The following is a 16760-nucleotide window of genomic DNA, read 5'->3' on the forward strand; positions in this document are numbered from 1 at the left end:
AGAAGAAGAGGAGGGCATTTGCTCTCCTCTTCTTCTCATTATATTAAAAATTTTTAATTTTAATTTTAACGCTTCAGCTGCTCGAAATCCGCCCGTGTCATTCCGTAAAAAACCAAGTCCTCAAATTCGCCCCATTTGAAAATATGCTGCTTAAATTCACCTTCATATTTCATCCCGATTTTTTTCATGACGTTGGAGGAGGCGGGGTTTTTAGCCATAGCTGCTGCCATAATTTTATTCAACTCCAATTGCTCGAAGCCGAACTGGATAACACGCTTAGCGGCTTCCGTCGCATAGCCATGCCCCCAATAAGGCTTTCCAGACCAGTAGGACAACTCGCCGCGCTGATCCGGCTTGCTAAGGTTCAAGCTCATACAGCCAATTAAGGCATCATCTTTTTTGCGGGTCACTGCAAAAGGAAAGCCCTCTCCATTGCTTGCTCTCACTGTATTGTTGCTAATCCACTCTTCCGCTGCCCCATCCGGATAAGGATAAGGAATCGACAAGGTTGTGCTTGCTACTTCAATATTGCCAGCCAGCTTCTGGACTCTGCTTGCGTCGGCTAAGTTAAACGCTCTCAGGATCAACCGATCTGTTTCAAGTGTTGGCTGCATAAGGAAACACCTCGCAATCATTGATTTTTTTGAAATACAGGAAGGGATATATAACTCTTATCCTGCCTCTCTATTTCTCGGAATGAGACGGGCAGCATCGCCCAAGGATTGAGGGCAGCCGTTTCACCTTTCCCTTGTCTTATTTTATAGGCTGTCCCTTGAAAATAGCAATGAGCGAATCGTCACGGGCATAAGTTAAGCATGGTCTTGACAACGTTCACGAAATGACTGAGTTTGACCGTTTGTGAAAATAATAGATAAAGAAACCAATTGACATCGCATCAATGACTGAATATAATCGTTTTATAAACAAAACGTTCATAAACATTCATTTAGACGACTGGTCGATTTCATAAACGATCAAATAGGCGGTGAGGAACATTTTTGGCGAGGAACGCAAAAATTTAATTTTAGCTTTAGTGGAAGAACAGAGGCGTGTTGACCTACAGGCTCTATGTGAGAAATTTCAAGTGTCGGAGTCGACGATTCGCCGGGATTTGCGGGAGATGGAGGAAGCGGGACTGCTAAAGCGCACGCATGGCGGAGCAATCTCGGTTCGCAGCGTAAATTTTGAACCGAGCTTTTCTGAAAAGGAGATTACATCGACGCAGCAAAAGAAAGCGATTGCAGCGAAAGCGGTTCAATGGATTAGCAATGGAGATACGATTTTGCTTGACTCTGGCACGACCACTTTTTATTTAATGCAGCAATTGACAGCGTTTTCGAAGCTGACGGTTGTTACGAATTCGCTTATGCTGCCGCAGGATTTGGAGCTGCCGCCTGGCATTGATGTCATTGTACTGGGCGGGGCTTATCGGCCTGGCGTATTGTCATTGGTGGGCCCGATAACGGAGCGCAGTCTTGATTTCATTAAGGTGGATAAGGCGTTTATGGCAACGAACGGTATGGACTTAGAGGAAGGGCTAAGCACGCCGAACGTCGTGGAGGGAGACATCAAGCGCAAAATGATCAAGCGTGCTGACCTCATTATTTTACTCAGCGACAGCAGCAAGGTCAATCAGGTCAGCTTCTCGCGCTTTGCTGATTGGAGCGATATTGATATATGCATTACCGATTCGGAGATGCCGGAGGATTTTGCTCGGAAGCTGGAGGAGCGAGGCGTAGAGGTGTATCGCACTTCGGCAGGAAAGGAGGCGTAACAGAATGTCCAAGCAGCAAGTCATTACACTTACGTTGAATCCTTCTATGGACAAGACGATTATGCTTCAGGAGCTGAAGGTAGGAGGGCTCAATCGTGCCGAGGACATAAGGCTTGATCCTGGCGGCAAGGGCATCAATGTGGCGCGAATCGTTCACACCTTTGGCGCGAGCGTCACCGCCGCTGGCTTCATCGCCGGTGGCATCGGCAAACGAATTATAGGGGAGCTGGACCGTTCGGGTATTCAAACTGCGTTCGTAGAAGTACCTGGCGAGACGCGGACGAATTTGAAGCTTGTCGACCAGAAGCAACGAACGACGACCGAGGTCAATGAGCTAGGCTTTACGGTAAGTGAGAGTCAGCTTGACGAGCTTAACCAATTGCTGGATGAGCTGCTGCCCAAGGCGTCTGTCCTTGTACTTGGAGGCAGCTTGCCGAAGGGAGCACCGCCTGAGCTGTATCATCATTTTATTATAAAAGCGCGCAAGCTGGGCGTACGAACGATTCTGGATGCGGATGGCGAGGCGATGGTCACCGGCATTAAAGCGATTCCATTTGCTGTCAAGCCTAATCAGTATGAGCTGGAGCAGCTTGTTCAGCGCAAGCTGGACACGACGGAAGAAATCATTCGGGCTGGAAAACAGCTGCTTGCTCAGGGGATTACGCTCGTCATTATTTCGATGGGCGCAGATGGAGCCATCGTCATGAGCGGTGATGAAGCCTATATGGCCAAGCCGTTCCCGATTGAGGCGCTGAGCACAGTTGGTGCCGGCGATTCGATGGTAGCCGTGCTTGCGCAGGCGCTTTTGCAAAATAGCAGCCTTGAGGATGTAGCAAGGTGGAGTACAGCCGCAGGAACAATAACGGCTTCCAAAGCAGGCACCCAAGTATGCGAGTTCGAGGAAATTCGCAGCCGGGCAGGAGATATTGATATTCAAGCATTGTGATTATATTAAAGTGATTAGCGACATCATAAGGGAGGAATTGACATGAAGAAATTGCTGGCGGTAACTTCTTGCCCCACTGGCATTGCCCATACGTATATGGCCGCGGAATCATTGCTAAAGATGGCGGAGGAGAAGGGCGTTCCACTGAAGGTGGAGAAGCGCGGCGCGCTTGGGGTAGAGGATGAGCTTACATCGGAGGAAATTGCCGAGGCGCATGCGATTATTTTGGCAGCAGACACCGATGTTTTGGAATCCCGCTTTGCAGGCAAGCCAATTATTAAGGTTGGCGTCGCCGAAGGCATCCGTAATCCGGCAGGGCTGATCGAGCAGGCGCTTGCGAAGGAAGCGGCTCAAGCTGGGGCGGCTGCGCCAATGCAGGAGCAGACGAAGAAAGAGGGCGGCTCCGTTCGTACAGGTGCCTACAAGCACTTGATGACAGGCGTATCCAACATGCTGCCGCTCGTGGTGGCAGGCGGTATCATTATTGCGATTTCGTTTATTTTTGGCATTACAGCGTTTCAGGAGGAAGGTACGCTTCCGGCAGCACTTATGAGCATTGGCGGCGGGGCGGCATTTGCCTTAATGATTCCGATTTTGTCCGGCTTTATTGCTTTCTCTATCGCAGACCGGATTGGTCTAGCGCCCGGGCTTGTAGGGGGCATGCTCGCAAGCCAGCTGGGAGCCGGCTTCCTTGGCGGTATTATTTCAGGCTTTCTTGCAGGCTATTTGGCAAAATGGCTACGGCATGTAATTAAGCTGCCGAAATCGCTGGAAGGCATCAAGCCAATCTTGATTATTCCCGTGCTGTCGACACTCATCGTCGGGCTCATGATGGTTTATGTGGTCGGAACGCCAGTGAAGACGCTAATGGATATTTTGACCACATGGCTGACAGGGCTAAATTCAACGAATGCAATATTGCTTGGCTTGCTGCTTGGGGCAATGATGGCTTTTGATATGGGCGGTCCGCTAAATAAGGCAGCGTATACATTTGCGGTTGGCCTGCTCGCAAGTCAAGTCTATGGCCCAATGGCAGCGGTCATGGCAGCGGGAATGACGCCGCCGCTCGGCCTTTGGCTAGCTACAGTCATTCGCAGAAACAAATTTTCAAAAGAAGAGCGCGACGCAGGAAAGGTAGCTGGAGTCATGGGGCTGGCCTTCATTACTGAAGGTGCGATTCCATTCGCGGCTGCTGATCCGCTTCGTGTCATTCCAGGCACGGTGCTCGGTTCAGCTGTAGCAGGAGCGCTATCCATGGTGTTTGGCGCGACGCTTCAAGCACCGCATGGAGGGGCATTCGTACTCGCCATTCCTAATGCTGTGACTCATCTCGGCGCTTATGCGGCAGCTATTGTTATCGGTTCTGTTGTTACAGCTGTAACGGTATCCTTGCTCAAAAAAAATAAGCCGGCAGCGGCTTAAATCCCATCACATGGAGGTTATGACAATGTCATCCCAAACCTTATTAAACATAGAAACCATTATTCTTGATTCTACGGCTGGTAATCGTCAGGCTGTTATTAAAGAGCTCGCAGAGCGTCTGCAATCGGCTGGTTATTTGAACGATGAGGCTGCTTTTCTAGCCTCAGTTGAAGCGCGTGAGCAGCATGCCTCAACAGGCATCGGCTTTGGCGTAGCGATTCCGCATGGCAAATCGGCTGGAGTCATCAAGCCTGGCCTGGCATTTGCCCGTATGGCGCAGCCGATTGAGTGGGGTTCTCTTGACGGCAAGCCGGTCACTTCGATTATTTTGCTGGCGATTCCGGAATCGGATGCGGGCAAGGAGCATTTGCGGATTTTGGCCTCGGTATCGCGCAAGCTGATACACGAAAGCTTCCGTCAAGAGCTGCTGGATGGCCAAAGCGCCGCGGATATTTTGAGAACGTTGGAAAGCGCCCTGTAAGTACAGCGAGAATGAAGGAGGAGACAAAAGCGATGCAAACACGTATATTGACGATTATAAATGAAGAAGGGCTGCATTTGCGTCCGGCCCAGGTGCTGGCTAATGCAGCAGGACAATTCGCTGCCGATATTTACGTAGAGGTGGCTGGCGGCGAAGAGGCTAATGCGAAAAGCGTGCTCGGCATCATTGCGCTTGGATTGGAAAAAGGCGCTGAGGTTAAGCTGTCAGCGGATGGCGAGGACGAGGAGCAGGCTGTCGCCAAGCTTGCTGAGCTATTCGAGCAAGGTTTCGGCGAGCAATGAGCGAGCAGCGCATTAAAGGAATCGGCGTTTCGGAAGGGATCCGCTTCGGGAAAGCCTTTATCTATGGCGCACCTGCTATAGAGGCGGCTTATCCCGAGCGAATTGAGCCGGAGCAGGTGGAGGCCGAGCTTGAACGTCTGGAGCAGGCGAAGCGCCAGTCGGCAGCAGAGCTGAAAGCCATTATTGTCAAATCCGAGGCGACGCTAGGGAAGGACAAGGCAGCCATTATCGAGGGGCAGCTGAGCTTTCTGGATGATCCCGCCTTTTACGGCGATATTCGCGGTCAAATTAAGCGCAAGCAGGCGTCCGCCGAACAAGCGGTTCAAACCGTGCTGGCCCAGCTTTCCGCGTTATTTGAGAAGATGAATAATGCCTACGTAAAGGAACGCATTCATGATGTGAAGGATGTTGCAGATCGGCTCATGAGTCATTTGCAGCAAGTATTTTATCCAGATTTGGCGAGTATTACAGAGCCCGTTATACTAGTAGCGGAGGATTTAACGCCTTCCGTCACCGTACAGCTTGACCGCAGCATTGTGCTCGGCTTTGTGACACGGGTCGGCGGAGAAACGACGCATACGGCCATTTTATCCCGTTCGCTCGGCATTCCTGCCGTTGTTGGCACTGGCGCTGGCTTTGACCAGCTGAGCCACGGTGATGAGCTCATTTTGGATGGTACCGACGGCGTTATTGTGTTAAATGCCGATGCTGCTACCCGCTCAGATTATGAAGCAAGGCAGCAGGAGGAGCAATCAGAAGCAGGGAAGCTTGACCAATACAAGCTGCTTCCAGCAAAGACGGAGGATGGCAAGCTGATCGAGCTCGCGGTAAACGTTGGCATGCCGGAGGAAATGCGTGAAGGGCTTGTGGACGAGGCGCATGGAGTTGGCTTGTTCCGAACGGAATTTCTGTTCATGAATGCGGATCGCTTCCCGGATGAAGAAAAGCAATTTGCCGTGTATAAGCAGCTAGCCGAAGCATGGCAGGGCAAGCCTATCGTCATCCGAACGCTTGATATAGGCGGGGACAAGGAGCTTTCCTATTGGGATTTGCCGCATGAGGACAATCCATTTCTCGGAAATCGCGCCATACGCCTTTGCCTGAATGAGGAGGAGCTGTTTCGCACCCAACTGCGGGCGATTGTTCGCGCCAGTGCCTTCGGTACCGTGAAAATCATGTTCCCGATGATCTCCTCGATGCAGGAGCTCCGCGCTTCCAAGCAGCTGACGATTGAAGTCATGAACGAGCTGAAGGAGCAGGGTATCGCCTTTGATGAAAAGCTGGAAATCGGTATAATGGCCGAGGTTCCGTCTGTCATTCAACTGGCGGACCGTTTCGCCAAGGAGGTCGACTTTTTCAGCATTGGCACAAACGATCTCGTACAGTATACGCTTGCTGTTGACCGCATGAACGAGAAGGTCGCTCACTTATATGATTATTTCCATCCAGCGGTTATCCGTTCGATTCGCAGCCTTATACAAGCCGCGCACAAGGAAGGCAAATGGGTCGGCATGTGTGGTAAAATGGCAGGCGATCCACTCGCAGCGCCGCTGCTGCTCGGCATGGAGCTTGATGAATGGAGCATGGACGGAGCTTCCGTGTCGAAGCAAAAATTTACGCTCTCTAGGCTGAATGTGCAGGATAGCTCCAAGCTGCTCGATGATGTGCTTGACCTCGACACGGCTGAGGAAGTTCGGCAGCAGCTGACTGATTTTCATGCTGCTAGATTTAGCAAGCAGCACAAGTAGGAGTCCGTTCAGAAGGCAAGCAGACGGGCAACAAATGCAGCATTTCTTATTAATATGTCGCCTTTACATACCTTTGTGTATGAAGGCGGCTTATTTTTGCTCTTTAGGTTCCTGCTGCAGCAATCTAATGAGCGGAGACGCTTTCTATTTTTCAAAAGGGTTATTTACATTTGTTCAATATTTAATGAGTGAAAGACAGCTTAAATGGGTATAATCTTAGAAGCGTTGGCGAATTAAGGCGAAAAAGACAAAAAGGTAATCTGAAAAGTGAACATAAGTCCGAGTTGATATTTACATATGATCATTCCCGTGCTAAACTAAGCTTGTATTTGAGGAATTCGTATATGGGGAAGGGGAACAGGTCATGATAAATTTGTCTGGAATGATTGATCATACGCTGCTGCGTGCCGACGCGACGAAGGCAGAGATCGCTAAGCTGACGGAGGAAGCGAAACAATATGAATTTGCTTCGGTTTGTGTAAATCCGACTTGGGTCGCTTTTGCCGCTGAGCAGCTAGCCGGAAGCAAGTCCAAAGTTTGCACGGTTATCGGCTTTCCATTAGGAGCTTCGACGAGCGCTGTTAAAGCTTTTGAAACGAGCAATGCGATTGCAAATGGTGCAGATGAAATTGATATGGTCATTAACGTTGGCGCCTTGAAAGACGGCAACGTTGACTATGTAGAGCAGGATATTAAAGCGGTTGTTGATGCGGCTGCAGGCAAGGCGATTGTGAAGGTCATTATTGAGACAAGCCTGCTCACCGATGAAGAAAAGGTTCGTGCTTGCGAGCGTGCAATGAACGCCGGAGCTGACTTTGTAAAAACCTCGACAGGCTTCTCTACTGGCGGAGCGACAGCTGAAGATGTAGCGCTTATGAGCAAAACAGTCCAAGGCAAGCTCGGAGTGAAAGCATCGGGCGGCGTACGTGGACTTGAGGATATGAAAAAAATGATCGAAGCAGGCGCGACTCGCATTGGCGCTAGCTCTGGTGTGAAAATCATGCAGGGCGAGCAATCCAGCGCCGCTTATTAAATGAAGCAACGATAGAACACGGTGCTGCTCCTTTCCGAAGGGGCGGCCCGCTTTTCATGATAAATGCAAGAGCGTAGCCATCAACATAGCTTTGTAAGCGCTCTATTCAGATAATCAACTTCCATAATCATGAAAAAATAGGAGGCGGCAACTATGAAATACATCATCGCTTTATTAGGTCTGCTGGTTGTGCTAGGATTGTCCTATATCGTCAGCAATAATAAGAATAAAATTCGTTACAAGCCGATTGCCATCATGATCATTTTGCAGGTGCTGCTTGCCTTTGTCCTATTAAATACGATTGCGGGCGCGACCTTGATTAAAGGTTTTTCCGGCGTGTTTGAACAGCTGCTCTCTTATGCGCAGGAAGGGATCAACTTTGTATTTGGCGGCATTTTAAATGAAGGTCAATTTTCCTTCTTCCTGTCGGTACTGCTGCCCATCGTCTTCATATCCGCACTAATTGGCATTTTGCAATATTTGAAGATCCTTCCTTTTATCGTAAAGGGCATCGGATATGCGTTAAGCAAAGTGAATGGCATGGGCAAGCTGGAGTCCTATAATGCAGTTGCGTCAGCTATTTTAGGCCAATCGGAAGTATTCATTTCGGTTAAAAAGCAAATTGGCCTGCTGCCGAAGCATCGCCTCTATACGCTGTGCGCCTCGGCGATGTCCACCGTATCCATGTCGATCGTCGGCTCGTATATGCAAATTTTGGACCCGAAATATGTCGTGACCGCGCTCGTGCTCAACCTGTTCGGCGGCTTTATTATTGCTTCGATTCTTAATCCGTATACGGTAGAGGAAGGCGAAGACGTGCTGCAAGTGCAGGAGGAGGGGGAGAAGCAGACCTTCTTCGAAATGCTGGGTGAATATATTATGGACGGCTTCAAGGTTGCGATTATCGTCGCCGCGATGCTGATCGGTTTTATAGCCCTCATTGGTATGGTCAATGGCTTGTTTTTGGGTATTTTCGGCATTTCCTTTCAGCAAATCCTTGGATTTATTTTCGCTCCTTTCGCTTTTATTATGGGTGTGCCGTGGAAGGATGCCGTTGATGCGGGAAGCATTATGGCGACGAAAATGGTATCGAATGAATTTGTAGCGATGCTCGAAATTAGCAAATATCCTGAGCTTTCGGCCAAAGCAGTCGGCGTCGTATCGGTGTTTCTCGTTTCTTTTGCGAATTTCTCCTCCATTGGCATTATTGCAGGTGCGGTGAAAGGCTTGCATGAGAAGCAGGGCAATGTCGTTGCGCGCTTCGGCATGAAGCTGCTTTATGGGGCAACGCTTGTCAGCGTGCTGTCGGCGACAATTGCAGGGATTTTCATTTAAAATGTAGGATGGGATAAGCAGCGAAGTAACTATCTAATTAACAGAGCAGAGGAGATATTTCAATGAGTGTTCATATTAATGCACAGCAGGGCGACATCGCCGAAACGATTCTATTGCCGGGTGACCCGCTAAGAGCGAAATATATTGCGGATACGTATTTGGAAAATGTAACTTGCTATAACGAAGTGCGGGGTATGCTGGGCTTTACAGGAACTTACCAAGGCAAGCGTATTTCTGTGCAAGGAACAGGCATGGGCGTACCATCCATCAGCATTTATGTCAATGAGCTCATTCGTGAATATGGCGTGAAAAATCTCGTTCGTGTCGGCACATGCGGCGCTATGCAAAAAAGCGTAAATGTGCGCGAGGTAATTTTGGCGCAAGCGGCTTGCACAGATTCCAGCATGAATCGCCACGTATTCGGCGGCTATGACTTCTCGCCAATTGCCAGCTTCGAGCTGCTAAAGGCGGCTTACGAGCGCGGCGTAGCCAAAGGCCTCAAGCTGCATGTCGGCAATATATTTTGCTCGGACAGCTTCTATCGGGATGATAAGTCGATTGTCGAGAAGTTGATGGAGCACAATGTGCTTGGCGTGGAGATGGAGACGACGGCGCTTTATACGCTCGCTGCTAAATATGGCGTAAATGCACTGACGATTTTGACCGTAAGCGATCATCTGCTGACGGGCGAGGAAACGACTTCTGCTGAAAGACAAAGCACATTTAATGACATGATGGAAGTAGCGCTGGAAACGGTAACCTCCCTGTAATAGGCAAGGCAGCCTGGCTTATAGCTATTATTTAAAATCGTGAGGAGAATGCAGCATGAGAATGGTAGACTTAATTGAGAAAAAACGCGATGGTGAAGCGCTGAGCGCGGAAGAAATTAACTTTTTTATTCAAGGATATACGAAAGGCGAAATTCCTGATTATCAGGCCAGCGCAATGGCAATGGCGATTTTCTTCAAGGATATGACGGAGCAGGAGCGCGCTGATTTGACTATGGCGATGGTGAATTCCGGCGATACGATTGATCTGTCTGCGATTGAAGGCATCAAGGTAGACAAGCATTCGACTGGCGGTGTTGGCGATACGACGACGCTTGTACTGGCTCCACTCGTAGCGGCACTGGATATTCCGGTGGCGAAAATGTCGGGACGTGGCCTTGGCCACACGGGCGGAACGACGGACAAGCTTGAAGCGATTGCTGGCTTTCACGTGGAGCTTGAGAAGGAAGAATTCGTTCGCCTCGTGAATAAGGATAAAATCGCGGTCGTCGGCCAATCCGGCAACCTGACGCCAGCTGACAAAAAGCTGTATGCGCTGCGCGATGTTACAGCTACCGTCAACTCCATTCCGCTAATCGCAAGCTCGATCATGAGCAAAAAAATCGCTGCCGGCTCCGACGCTATCGTGCTTGACGTGAAAACAGGCGCAGGCGCCTTCATGAAGACGGTAGATGATGCGAAGGAGCTTGCTCACGCGATGGTAAGCATCGGCAACAACGTCGGACGCAAAACGATGGCGGTCATTTCCGACATGAGCCAGCCGCTGGGCTTTGCCATCGGCAACGCTTTGGAAGTAAAGGAAGCGATTGATACGCTGCAAGGCAAAGGTCCGAAGGATTTGGAGGAGCTTTGTCTGGCGTTAGGGCGTCAAATGGTCTATTTGGCAAACAAAGCAAGCTCGCTGGAAGAGGCGGAGGAAATGCTGAAGGAAGTTATCAGGAACGGCAAGGCACTGGAGAAATTCAAAGTGTTTATTGCCAATCAGGGCGGCGACCCTTCGGTTGTTGACCATCCGGAGAAGCTGCCGCAAGCGGCATATTTAATCGAGGTTCCAGCGAAGCAGGATGGTGTCGTAGCAGAAATTGTTGCGGACGAAATCGGCACGGCAGCGATGCTGCTGGGCGCAGGGCGCGCGACGAAGGAATCGGAAATCGACCTGGCAGTAGGTCTGATGCTGAATAAAAAAGTCGGCGACACCGTCAAAGCCGGTGAATCGCTCGTAACGATTCATGCCAATCGTGAAAAGGTGGACGATGTACTCGCGAAAATTTATGACAATATCCGTATTGGCGATAAAGTCGAAGCTCCTGTCTTGATCTACGGAACGGTAACCGAGTAGAAATAAAGGGTTTTAACTATAAAATGGAAGCCGCCATCCGGGTGCAAGTGCTGCCGGGATGGCGGTTTTTGTGCTGGAAGGAAACGGTGGGGCAGCCGTTCGGGAACGGTTTATATGGTCAAGAAGGTCAAGAATTTGAACTGCTTAACCTACAAATACTTAACAACTAAAATATTTGACAATAAGGTAAAATCCCCTTATTATATGTGAGGGACAGATGTCCATTGGGAAATGGGCATGTAAGTCATCTTGTGTTGATAGGCTGGAGGGGGAGAATAAAAATGTCGCAAACAGCATCGAAGGGCGGTGCAGAGCCTGAATTCCGCTTGGCAAGCATCCTCGTACCGATGATTGCTATTATTTCAGGCATATTTATGGTTATTTTGGATTCAACGGCGATGAATGTCGCGTTGTCCAGGCTCGTCATTGATTTTAATACTGATTTGCCAACGATTCAATGGACGGTAACGGGGTACATGCTGGCGACGGCGGCAGTCATACCGCTTTCGGGCTGGCTTTCGGATCGTTTTGGGGCCAAAAATATATTTTTAGGCTCGGTCATAGCGTTCACCCTGGCATCCTTGCTATGCGCATTGCCTAGCAGTGCCGAGTGGCTCATTGTATTTCGGATTATTCAAGGCCTCGGCGGCGGCTTCGTCATGCCGGTCGCTATGGCCTATGTCTTTCGTTTAAGCCCGCCGAATAAGGTGGGGCAAGTGATGGGGATGATGGGCGTGCCGATTTTGCTCGCGCCTGCGGTTGGTCCGATTTTGGCCGGCTGGCTCGTGGAATATCATTCCTGGCATTGGATTTTTCTAATTAACATCCCGGTCGGTATTTTTAGCTTCATATTTGGTTTTTGGAAGCTGCCGAAGACGGAGCGCAAGCAGGTCGCTGGCATTGATATTCCGGGCATGATTCTAGGACCGCTTGCTTTTGCTGCATTATCTTACGGAGTTACACAGGGCGCGGAAAGCTGGTCATCGGATAAAACGATTGGCGGGCTCGTTATCGGCTGCATCGCGCTTATCGCTTTCATTATTGTGGAGCTGCGGTCAAAAACGCCCTTGCTGGAGCTTCGCGTATTCCGCTCCGTGGACTTCTCGTTCAGCATTTTTGTGCAATGGCTGCTGCAATTTTCGCTATTCGGCGCGATTTTCCTGCTTCCGCAGTTTTTACAGCAGGCGCGCGGCTATGGCGCATTCGATACGGGACTGACCTTGTTCCCGCAGGCGCTCGCTTCCGCATTTATGATGCCGATTGGCGGCTATTTGTTTGATAAAATCGGAGTAAGATGGCTGGTCGTTATTGGCCTCAGCCTCGTATCTGGTGCGATTTTTCAATATACGCAGGTTGATTTGACGACTGAGGGCAGAGATTTATTGCTTCCGCTCATTATGGCGGGCATGGGCTCCGGCCTTATGATGATGCCGCTCAACTCGCATTTGCTGCAAAAAGCGCCGCGTGACCTCGTCAGCCGCGTGACCTCGCTGACAAGCGCCTTGCAGCAGGTTATTAGCTCCTTCGCGGTAGCTACGTTAGTTACGGTGCTCTCGTCGAGAGTGAAGACGCTAATTGTGGATCAGCAGCTTCCGATGTCCACATCTGCCGACGTGCAGAAGGCGACGCTTGCCGTTGCGCCAGAAGCATTTGGCTATACGTTTGGTATTATGCTAGTTATCGCAATCGTCGGTATTTTCCTCGGCCTGTTTCTACGCAGAGGGAAAGCGCAGGCGGGGGCCGAGGAGCAGAAGGGCAAGCAGGAATTGGGGCTTGAGGGACTGCATTAATTGAATTGAATTCAATCGAGCTTACGTCAGACGCCTGGCTTGCCAGCGGCGGTCTGGCGTATTTTTTTTAATATAAGAATGTATAAGCTTCACACTTATAAATGGGCTTATATTTCTAAGGCAAAGCGCTTCATCGCCATGGAAGGACGACGAAGTCGTTTTTGCTTGGTTCATATGAACCGCCTGTGACAATAGTAAGCGTTGCATTCGCGGGTCAAAATGGGATACGTTTTGTACTAATTACGTAGTCATGTTCCGCTGCCCACCTCACAAGGCCATTCCAGAAGTTTTCACAAGCAGAAATGATTTTTGAAGGTTCCGCTAACTCGCCACACATAACCATTCGCACAACATTGTCAAATCCTTCTGGACGACTAGGAAGCTCCAAGGCCTCTGGTAAAACCATTGAGCCAGTCGAGAAAAGCTTTTGGTTGTGCAACCCGACTAACATAGCTCCGTATTGGGCAAACTCCATTGCCAAGTATGGCAAGTAGGTGTAGAGGCCACTTATACTGGCATTTCTAAGCTTTCCAACAAATTCGTACATTTCTCCCACAAGGACTTCATTGATTGAACACCGGAAATCTTCCTTTGTTGGTAATTTGGCAGCTTCCTTCAATCTTGAGAAAAATCCTTTGGGATCATATAGGCTACGCTGAGAAAAGAATGGTCCATGCGTGAGTGGCCAACTTCCTTCAACGGTAGAGGCGGTTTTAAGGAGAACGTTCTCCGTACAAACGTTGACTTCTGCCTTCCAAGGCCCCGCCGACCATTCATAGCTAAAATCTACAGGTTCGCATAATTCACTTAGAACGCAAAACATCTCAATGTCTGAGAAAGGGCCGTCTGTGCCTCTGGAAACAGAACCGTAGACTCCAATGGCAACGATTTTTTCTCCGTATACCTCGTGCAATCTCGAAGCAATTTCGTGGCAGGTTTCAAGTCTTTCGTTTCGAGAAATATTTACAGGTCCATTCATGTGCATTAGCGTAGCTCTCCCTTTGATGTATTTGGGTGAATATTCACTAGCACATGGATGGTGGACCTCGGGCTTAGCGGGGGACTTTGTTTGGATGCATTTGAGTTCCTCCCACAATTTTTATGGTAATTGTACCCAATAAAATCTGTTTTCGCAAGGTGTGAAGGGGCTCTTGAGGTCATCAGCACCTTGTCGATCTCTACTATAGCTGCCTGGCAGGATATTGAATATGCTTCTAGAATTATAGCTGAGTAGGAAGGTAGCCCATTTTTTAGACTGAAAGGGTAGGTGGAGGATGGTTGAATACAGAATGGCAGCTCCGCAGGAGCGCGATGAATACATAGATTTAGCCAACTATGCTTTTAGCATGGATTTTGAAACTCTCATGCCCAAAGCGTATGAAAAGAGCGTAGATTCTTCTGCGATGCATATGGTTGCCGCCGATGAGAAGGGCAGGCTGCGCGCACAGGTGGCCGTTTTTCCAGAGCCTATGACGGTATGCGACTATACGCTGCGAGCCTGCTATTTGGGTACCGTATCGGTTCATCCTCGTGCACGTGGCGAGGGGCATATGAAGGTGCTCATGAGCATGTGGCTGGAAAAGCTGCGCGATACGTATGATTTGGTCGTATTATATGGCCAACGACAACGATATGAGTATTTTGGCTTCACTCTTGGCGGCGTAAAGTTCAAGTATTTCGTGGGAGAAGCCAACGTGCGCCATGCCTTAAGACAGGTCAGCGACACAGGAATATCCTTCTGCCCGTTATTCGACATTGAAGGAGCAGAAGCCTTTGCGCATAGCATGAACACCTCGCGGCTTGCATATGTTGAACGCAGCGTACAGCAATTACCACTTATTTTCAATACTCTTCATCAAAATGCGCTGGGCGTTCTGGATAATAGTAAGCTGATCGGGTATGTGATCGTAAACGAAGCAGGCGATGAAATATGTGAATTCGCGATGGAAAATAAGGACGATATTTCGCGGACTATCAAGGCTTACATGCAATATAGCGGAGCAGAGCGGATTTCTATTTTTGCGCCAGAATATGATATTTCTCTAAACACAACGCTTGGCAGCATGGCTGAGGACTATGTTATCGAGACATCGGATATGTATCATATTTTGGATTTTGCCAATGTGTTGAAGGCCTATCTGACTCTTAAGCTCAAGACCACCGGGCTTGCCGAGGGGGAATTCTCCGCAGTCATGGACGGTCAACCGATTACTGCGCGAGTGGATGCGAGCGGCTTGACTGTTGAGCGTTTTGCTAAGCAAGATGCAGCTGTCCTTACTAAGCAGCAGGCTCAGGCGCTTCTGCTTACACAACACAGTCGTTATATGGCAGTTACGGCTCCCGCAGGCTGGTTTCCACTACCGATATTCTGGTACAAGATTGATAAATACTGAGACCATTTGAATGGAAATCGGTTTGCTTTTGGTGGGGAATGTAAAAGGGAGCATTAAAAATATGTTAAATATCGAAAATCCAGAGTCTGGAATGAATTTTCAAAATTATAAAAAGGAATACCAAAAGCGCCTAGCCTGCATAACGCAGGGCAAGGCGCTTTTCCCGCTGGTGTCTCCCATTCAGCCTAACGGTTTTGCCCTCATTTCTGACATTACCTCATTGTTACTCAATTGGATGCTTGCGGAAAGCAAAGCAGCGACATGTGCACGCCATAGCTCCCGGATAAGCTCCATAAATGCAATCCCCCTTCTGCTTCGGATTATACATTCTATTAAAATGGCACGGAGATGTGCTAGTCTCTTAATCTATCAAGTGAAAGTTGATGAATATATCGGTTATGGTCAATGGACTATAGCGAGCTAGCCTTTCAGCTGCCTGCGGTAATCCGTAGGCGATACGCCGATAATTTTCTTAAACAGCCGGGAAAAATAATACGGGTCCTTAAAGCCGAGCGACAGGCTGACCGCCTTCACGCTTTGATCGGTAAGGTCAAAAAGCTGGCCGGCTCGTTGCATCTTCAGCCGCAAATAATAGTCGATGGGAGCATAGCCGGTGGATTGCTTAAATAAATGATTTAGATGCTGCTTGGAAATACGCGTTCTCGTAACCAAGTCCTCCAAGGTTAAGTGGCCTTCTAGTTGTTCCTTCATATATTGTATAGCCTGTTCAATATAGGCGAGCATTTTCTCATCCTGCTTGCGCCTTGGAATTAGCGAAATGAAGCTCAGCAAATAACGCACGGTTTGCGATATATGCAGCTGATGAATGACCGAATAGGATTTGGCCGACAGCAGCTCGTAGCATTGGTTAAATAGCTCGACGATTTTCTCCGCCTCCGGAAGCGACACGTGGAGCAGCGCGGACTCAAGGCTAAGGCTTTCCAGCAGCTGCACCAGCTCCTCGCCGCGAAAGTGAAACCAGTAGATGCTCCATGGGTTCGCCGTGTCGGCTCCGTAGCTATGAGGGATGAAGGCGGGAATGATGGAGACGGTTTTTTCCGTTACTTGAATCGTCTCCTCGCTGCCGAGCTTAATCCAGCCCTCCCCGTTCGTGCAATAGATGAAAATATAACAATCGCAGCCCTTGGGCCGCTCTCGATAATGATGCTTGGCACGGTGGAAGTAGCCGATATCCGTTACGTAAGCTTGGCGGATAATCGGGTGGCTGGTCATCTCCTCCAGCTGGTAGGAGGGCAAAACAATCAGCTTCTCTGTATCGAAGCCTTGTGTTTTTTTGTTGAGCATGGTGAAGCAAGCCTCCTCGTTCCTTATGGCTATATTGTAAGCGGTTGGAGCTTCCAGCCGCAAGCGCTGCATTCGCGCAAAATCAGAATATGCTCCATTAGGAA

General features: G+C 49.3%; 16 protein-coding genes. 13 read left to right on the forward strand and 3 right to left on the reverse strand.

Annotated elements, in window-relative coordinates; all coding sequences use genetic code 11:
• Positions 1–65: 65 nt before the first annotated feature.
• The gene (locus tag V5J77_RS09150) at positions 66–614 is read right to left on the reverse strand and encodes a GNAT family N-acetyltransferase (RefSeq protein ID WP_338555467.1); all 549 of its coding nucleotides are present in this window, start codon (positions 612–614) and stop codon (positions 66–68) included.
• A gap of 371 nt (positions 615–985) precedes the next feature.
• Between V5J77_RS09150 and V5J77_RS09155 the strand changes: the two genes are divergently transcribed.
• The 11 genes from V5J77_RS09155 to V5J77_RS09205 all read left to right on the forward strand — a co-directional run bounded on the left by V5J77_RS09155 (position 986) and on the right by V5J77_RS09205 (position 12958).
• Positions 986–1774, forward strand: coding sequence for a DeoR/GlpR family DNA-binding transcription regulator (locus V5J77_RS09155; protein ID WP_338555468.1), 789 nt, complete (start codon positions 986–988; stop codon positions 1772–1774).
• A gap of 4 nt (positions 1775–1778) precedes the next feature.
• Positions 1779–2720: a 1-phosphofructokinase gene (gene pfkB, locus V5J77_RS09160; RefSeq protein WP_338555469.1), complete on the forward strand. Its 942-nt coding sequence runs from the start codon at positions 1779–1781 to the stop codon at positions 2718–2720.
• Between the two features lie 42 nt (positions 2721–2762).
• The gene (locus V5J77_RS09165; RefSeq protein WP_338555470.1) at positions 2763–4142 is read left to right on the forward strand and encodes a fructose-specific PTS transporter subunit EIIC; all 1380 of its coding nucleotides are present in this window, start codon (positions 2763–2765) and stop codon (positions 4140–4142) included.
• A gap of 25 nt (positions 4143–4167) precedes the next feature.
• Positions 4168–4623 carry a fructose PTS transporter subunit IIA gene (locus tag V5J77_RS09170; protein ID WP_338555471.1) on the forward strand — a complete coding sequence of 152 codons (456 nt, stop codon included), beginning with the start codon at positions 4168–4170 and terminating at the stop codon, positions 4621–4623.
• Between the two features lie 32 nt (positions 4624–4655).
• Entirely contained in the window at positions 4656–4925 is a 270-nt protein-coding gene (locus V5J77_RS09175; RefSeq protein ID WP_338555472.1) for an HPr family phosphocarrier protein, read from the forward strand.
• Positions 4922–6673 carry a phosphoenolpyruvate--protein phosphotransferase gene (gene ptsP, locus V5J77_RS09180; protein WP_338555473.1) on the forward strand — a complete coding sequence of 584 codons (1752 nt, stop codon included), beginning with the start codon at positions 4922–4924 and terminating at the stop codon, positions 6671–6673. Before V5J77_RS09175 ends, ptsP begins: the two co-directional genes overlap by 4 nt.
• 367 nt (positions 6674–7040) lie before the next feature.
• Positions 7041–7706, forward strand: coding sequence for a deoxyribose-phosphate aldolase (gene deoC, locus V5J77_RS09185; RefSeq protein WP_338556666.1), 666 nt, complete (start codon positions 7041–7043; stop codon positions 7704–7706).
• Between the two features lie 153 nt (positions 7707–7859).
• Entirely contained in the window at positions 7860–9041 is a 1182-nt protein-coding gene (locus tag V5J77_RS09190) for a nucleoside transporter C-terminal domain-containing protein (protein ID WP_338555474.1), read from the forward strand.
• Between the two features lie 62 nt (positions 9042–9103).
• Entirely contained in the window at positions 9104–9811 is a 708-nt protein-coding gene (gene deoD, locus V5J77_RS09195) for a purine-nucleoside phosphorylase (RefSeq protein WP_338555475.1), read from the forward strand.
• 55 nt (positions 9812–9866) lie between these two features.
• Positions 9867–11168, forward strand: a complete 1302-nt coding sequence (locus V5J77_RS09200; RefSeq protein WP_338555476.1) for a pyrimidine-nucleoside phosphorylase — start codon at positions 9867–9869, stop codon at positions 11166–11168.
• Positions 11169–11449: 281 nt separating this feature from the next.
• A complete protein-coding gene (locus V5J77_RS09205; protein ID WP_338555477.1) occupies positions 11450–12958 on the forward strand; it encodes a DHA2 family efflux MFS transporter permease subunit in 1509 nt (502 codons plus the stop codon).
• A 214-nt stretch (positions 12959–13172) separates the two neighbouring features.
• Here V5J77_RS09205 and V5J77_RS09210 read toward each other — a convergent pair whose 3' ends face one another.
• Complete coding sequence (locus tag V5J77_RS09210; protein WP_338555478.1) at positions 13173–13943, reverse strand: ANT(4')-I family aminoglycoside nucleotidyltransferase; 771 nt, start codon at positions 13941–13943, stop codon at positions 13173–13175.
• A 289-nt stretch (positions 13944–14232) separates the two neighbouring features.
• On the opposite strand from V5J77_RS09210, the gene V5J77_RS09215 reads away from it, so the two are divergent.
• Positions 14233–15351 carry a GNAT family N-acetyltransferase gene (locus V5J77_RS09215; protein ID WP_338555479.1) on the forward strand — a complete coding sequence of 373 codons (1119 nt, stop codon included), beginning with the start codon at positions 14233–14235 and terminating at the stop codon, positions 15349–15351.
• A 10-nt stretch (positions 15352–15361) separates the two neighbouring features.
• A complete protein-coding gene (locus tag V5J77_RS09220) occupies positions 15362–15775 on the forward strand; it encodes a hypothetical protein (RefSeq protein WP_338555480.1) in 414 nt (137 codons plus the stop codon).
• Here V5J77_RS09220 and V5J77_RS09225 read toward each other — a convergent pair.
• Positions 15772–16656, reverse strand: a complete 885-nt coding sequence (locus V5J77_RS09225) for an AraC family transcriptional regulator (protein WP_338555481.1) — start codon at positions 16654–16656, stop codon at positions 15772–15774. The two genes, V5J77_RS09220 and V5J77_RS09225, sit on opposite strands and share 4 nt — an antisense overlap.
• Positions 16657–16760 lie beyond the last annotated feature (104 nt).

The sequence above is a fragment of the Paenibacillus sp. KS-LC4 genome (genome assembly GCF_036894955.1).
GTDB lineage: Bacteria > Bacillota > Bacilli > Paenibacillales > Paenibacillaceae > Pristimantibacillus.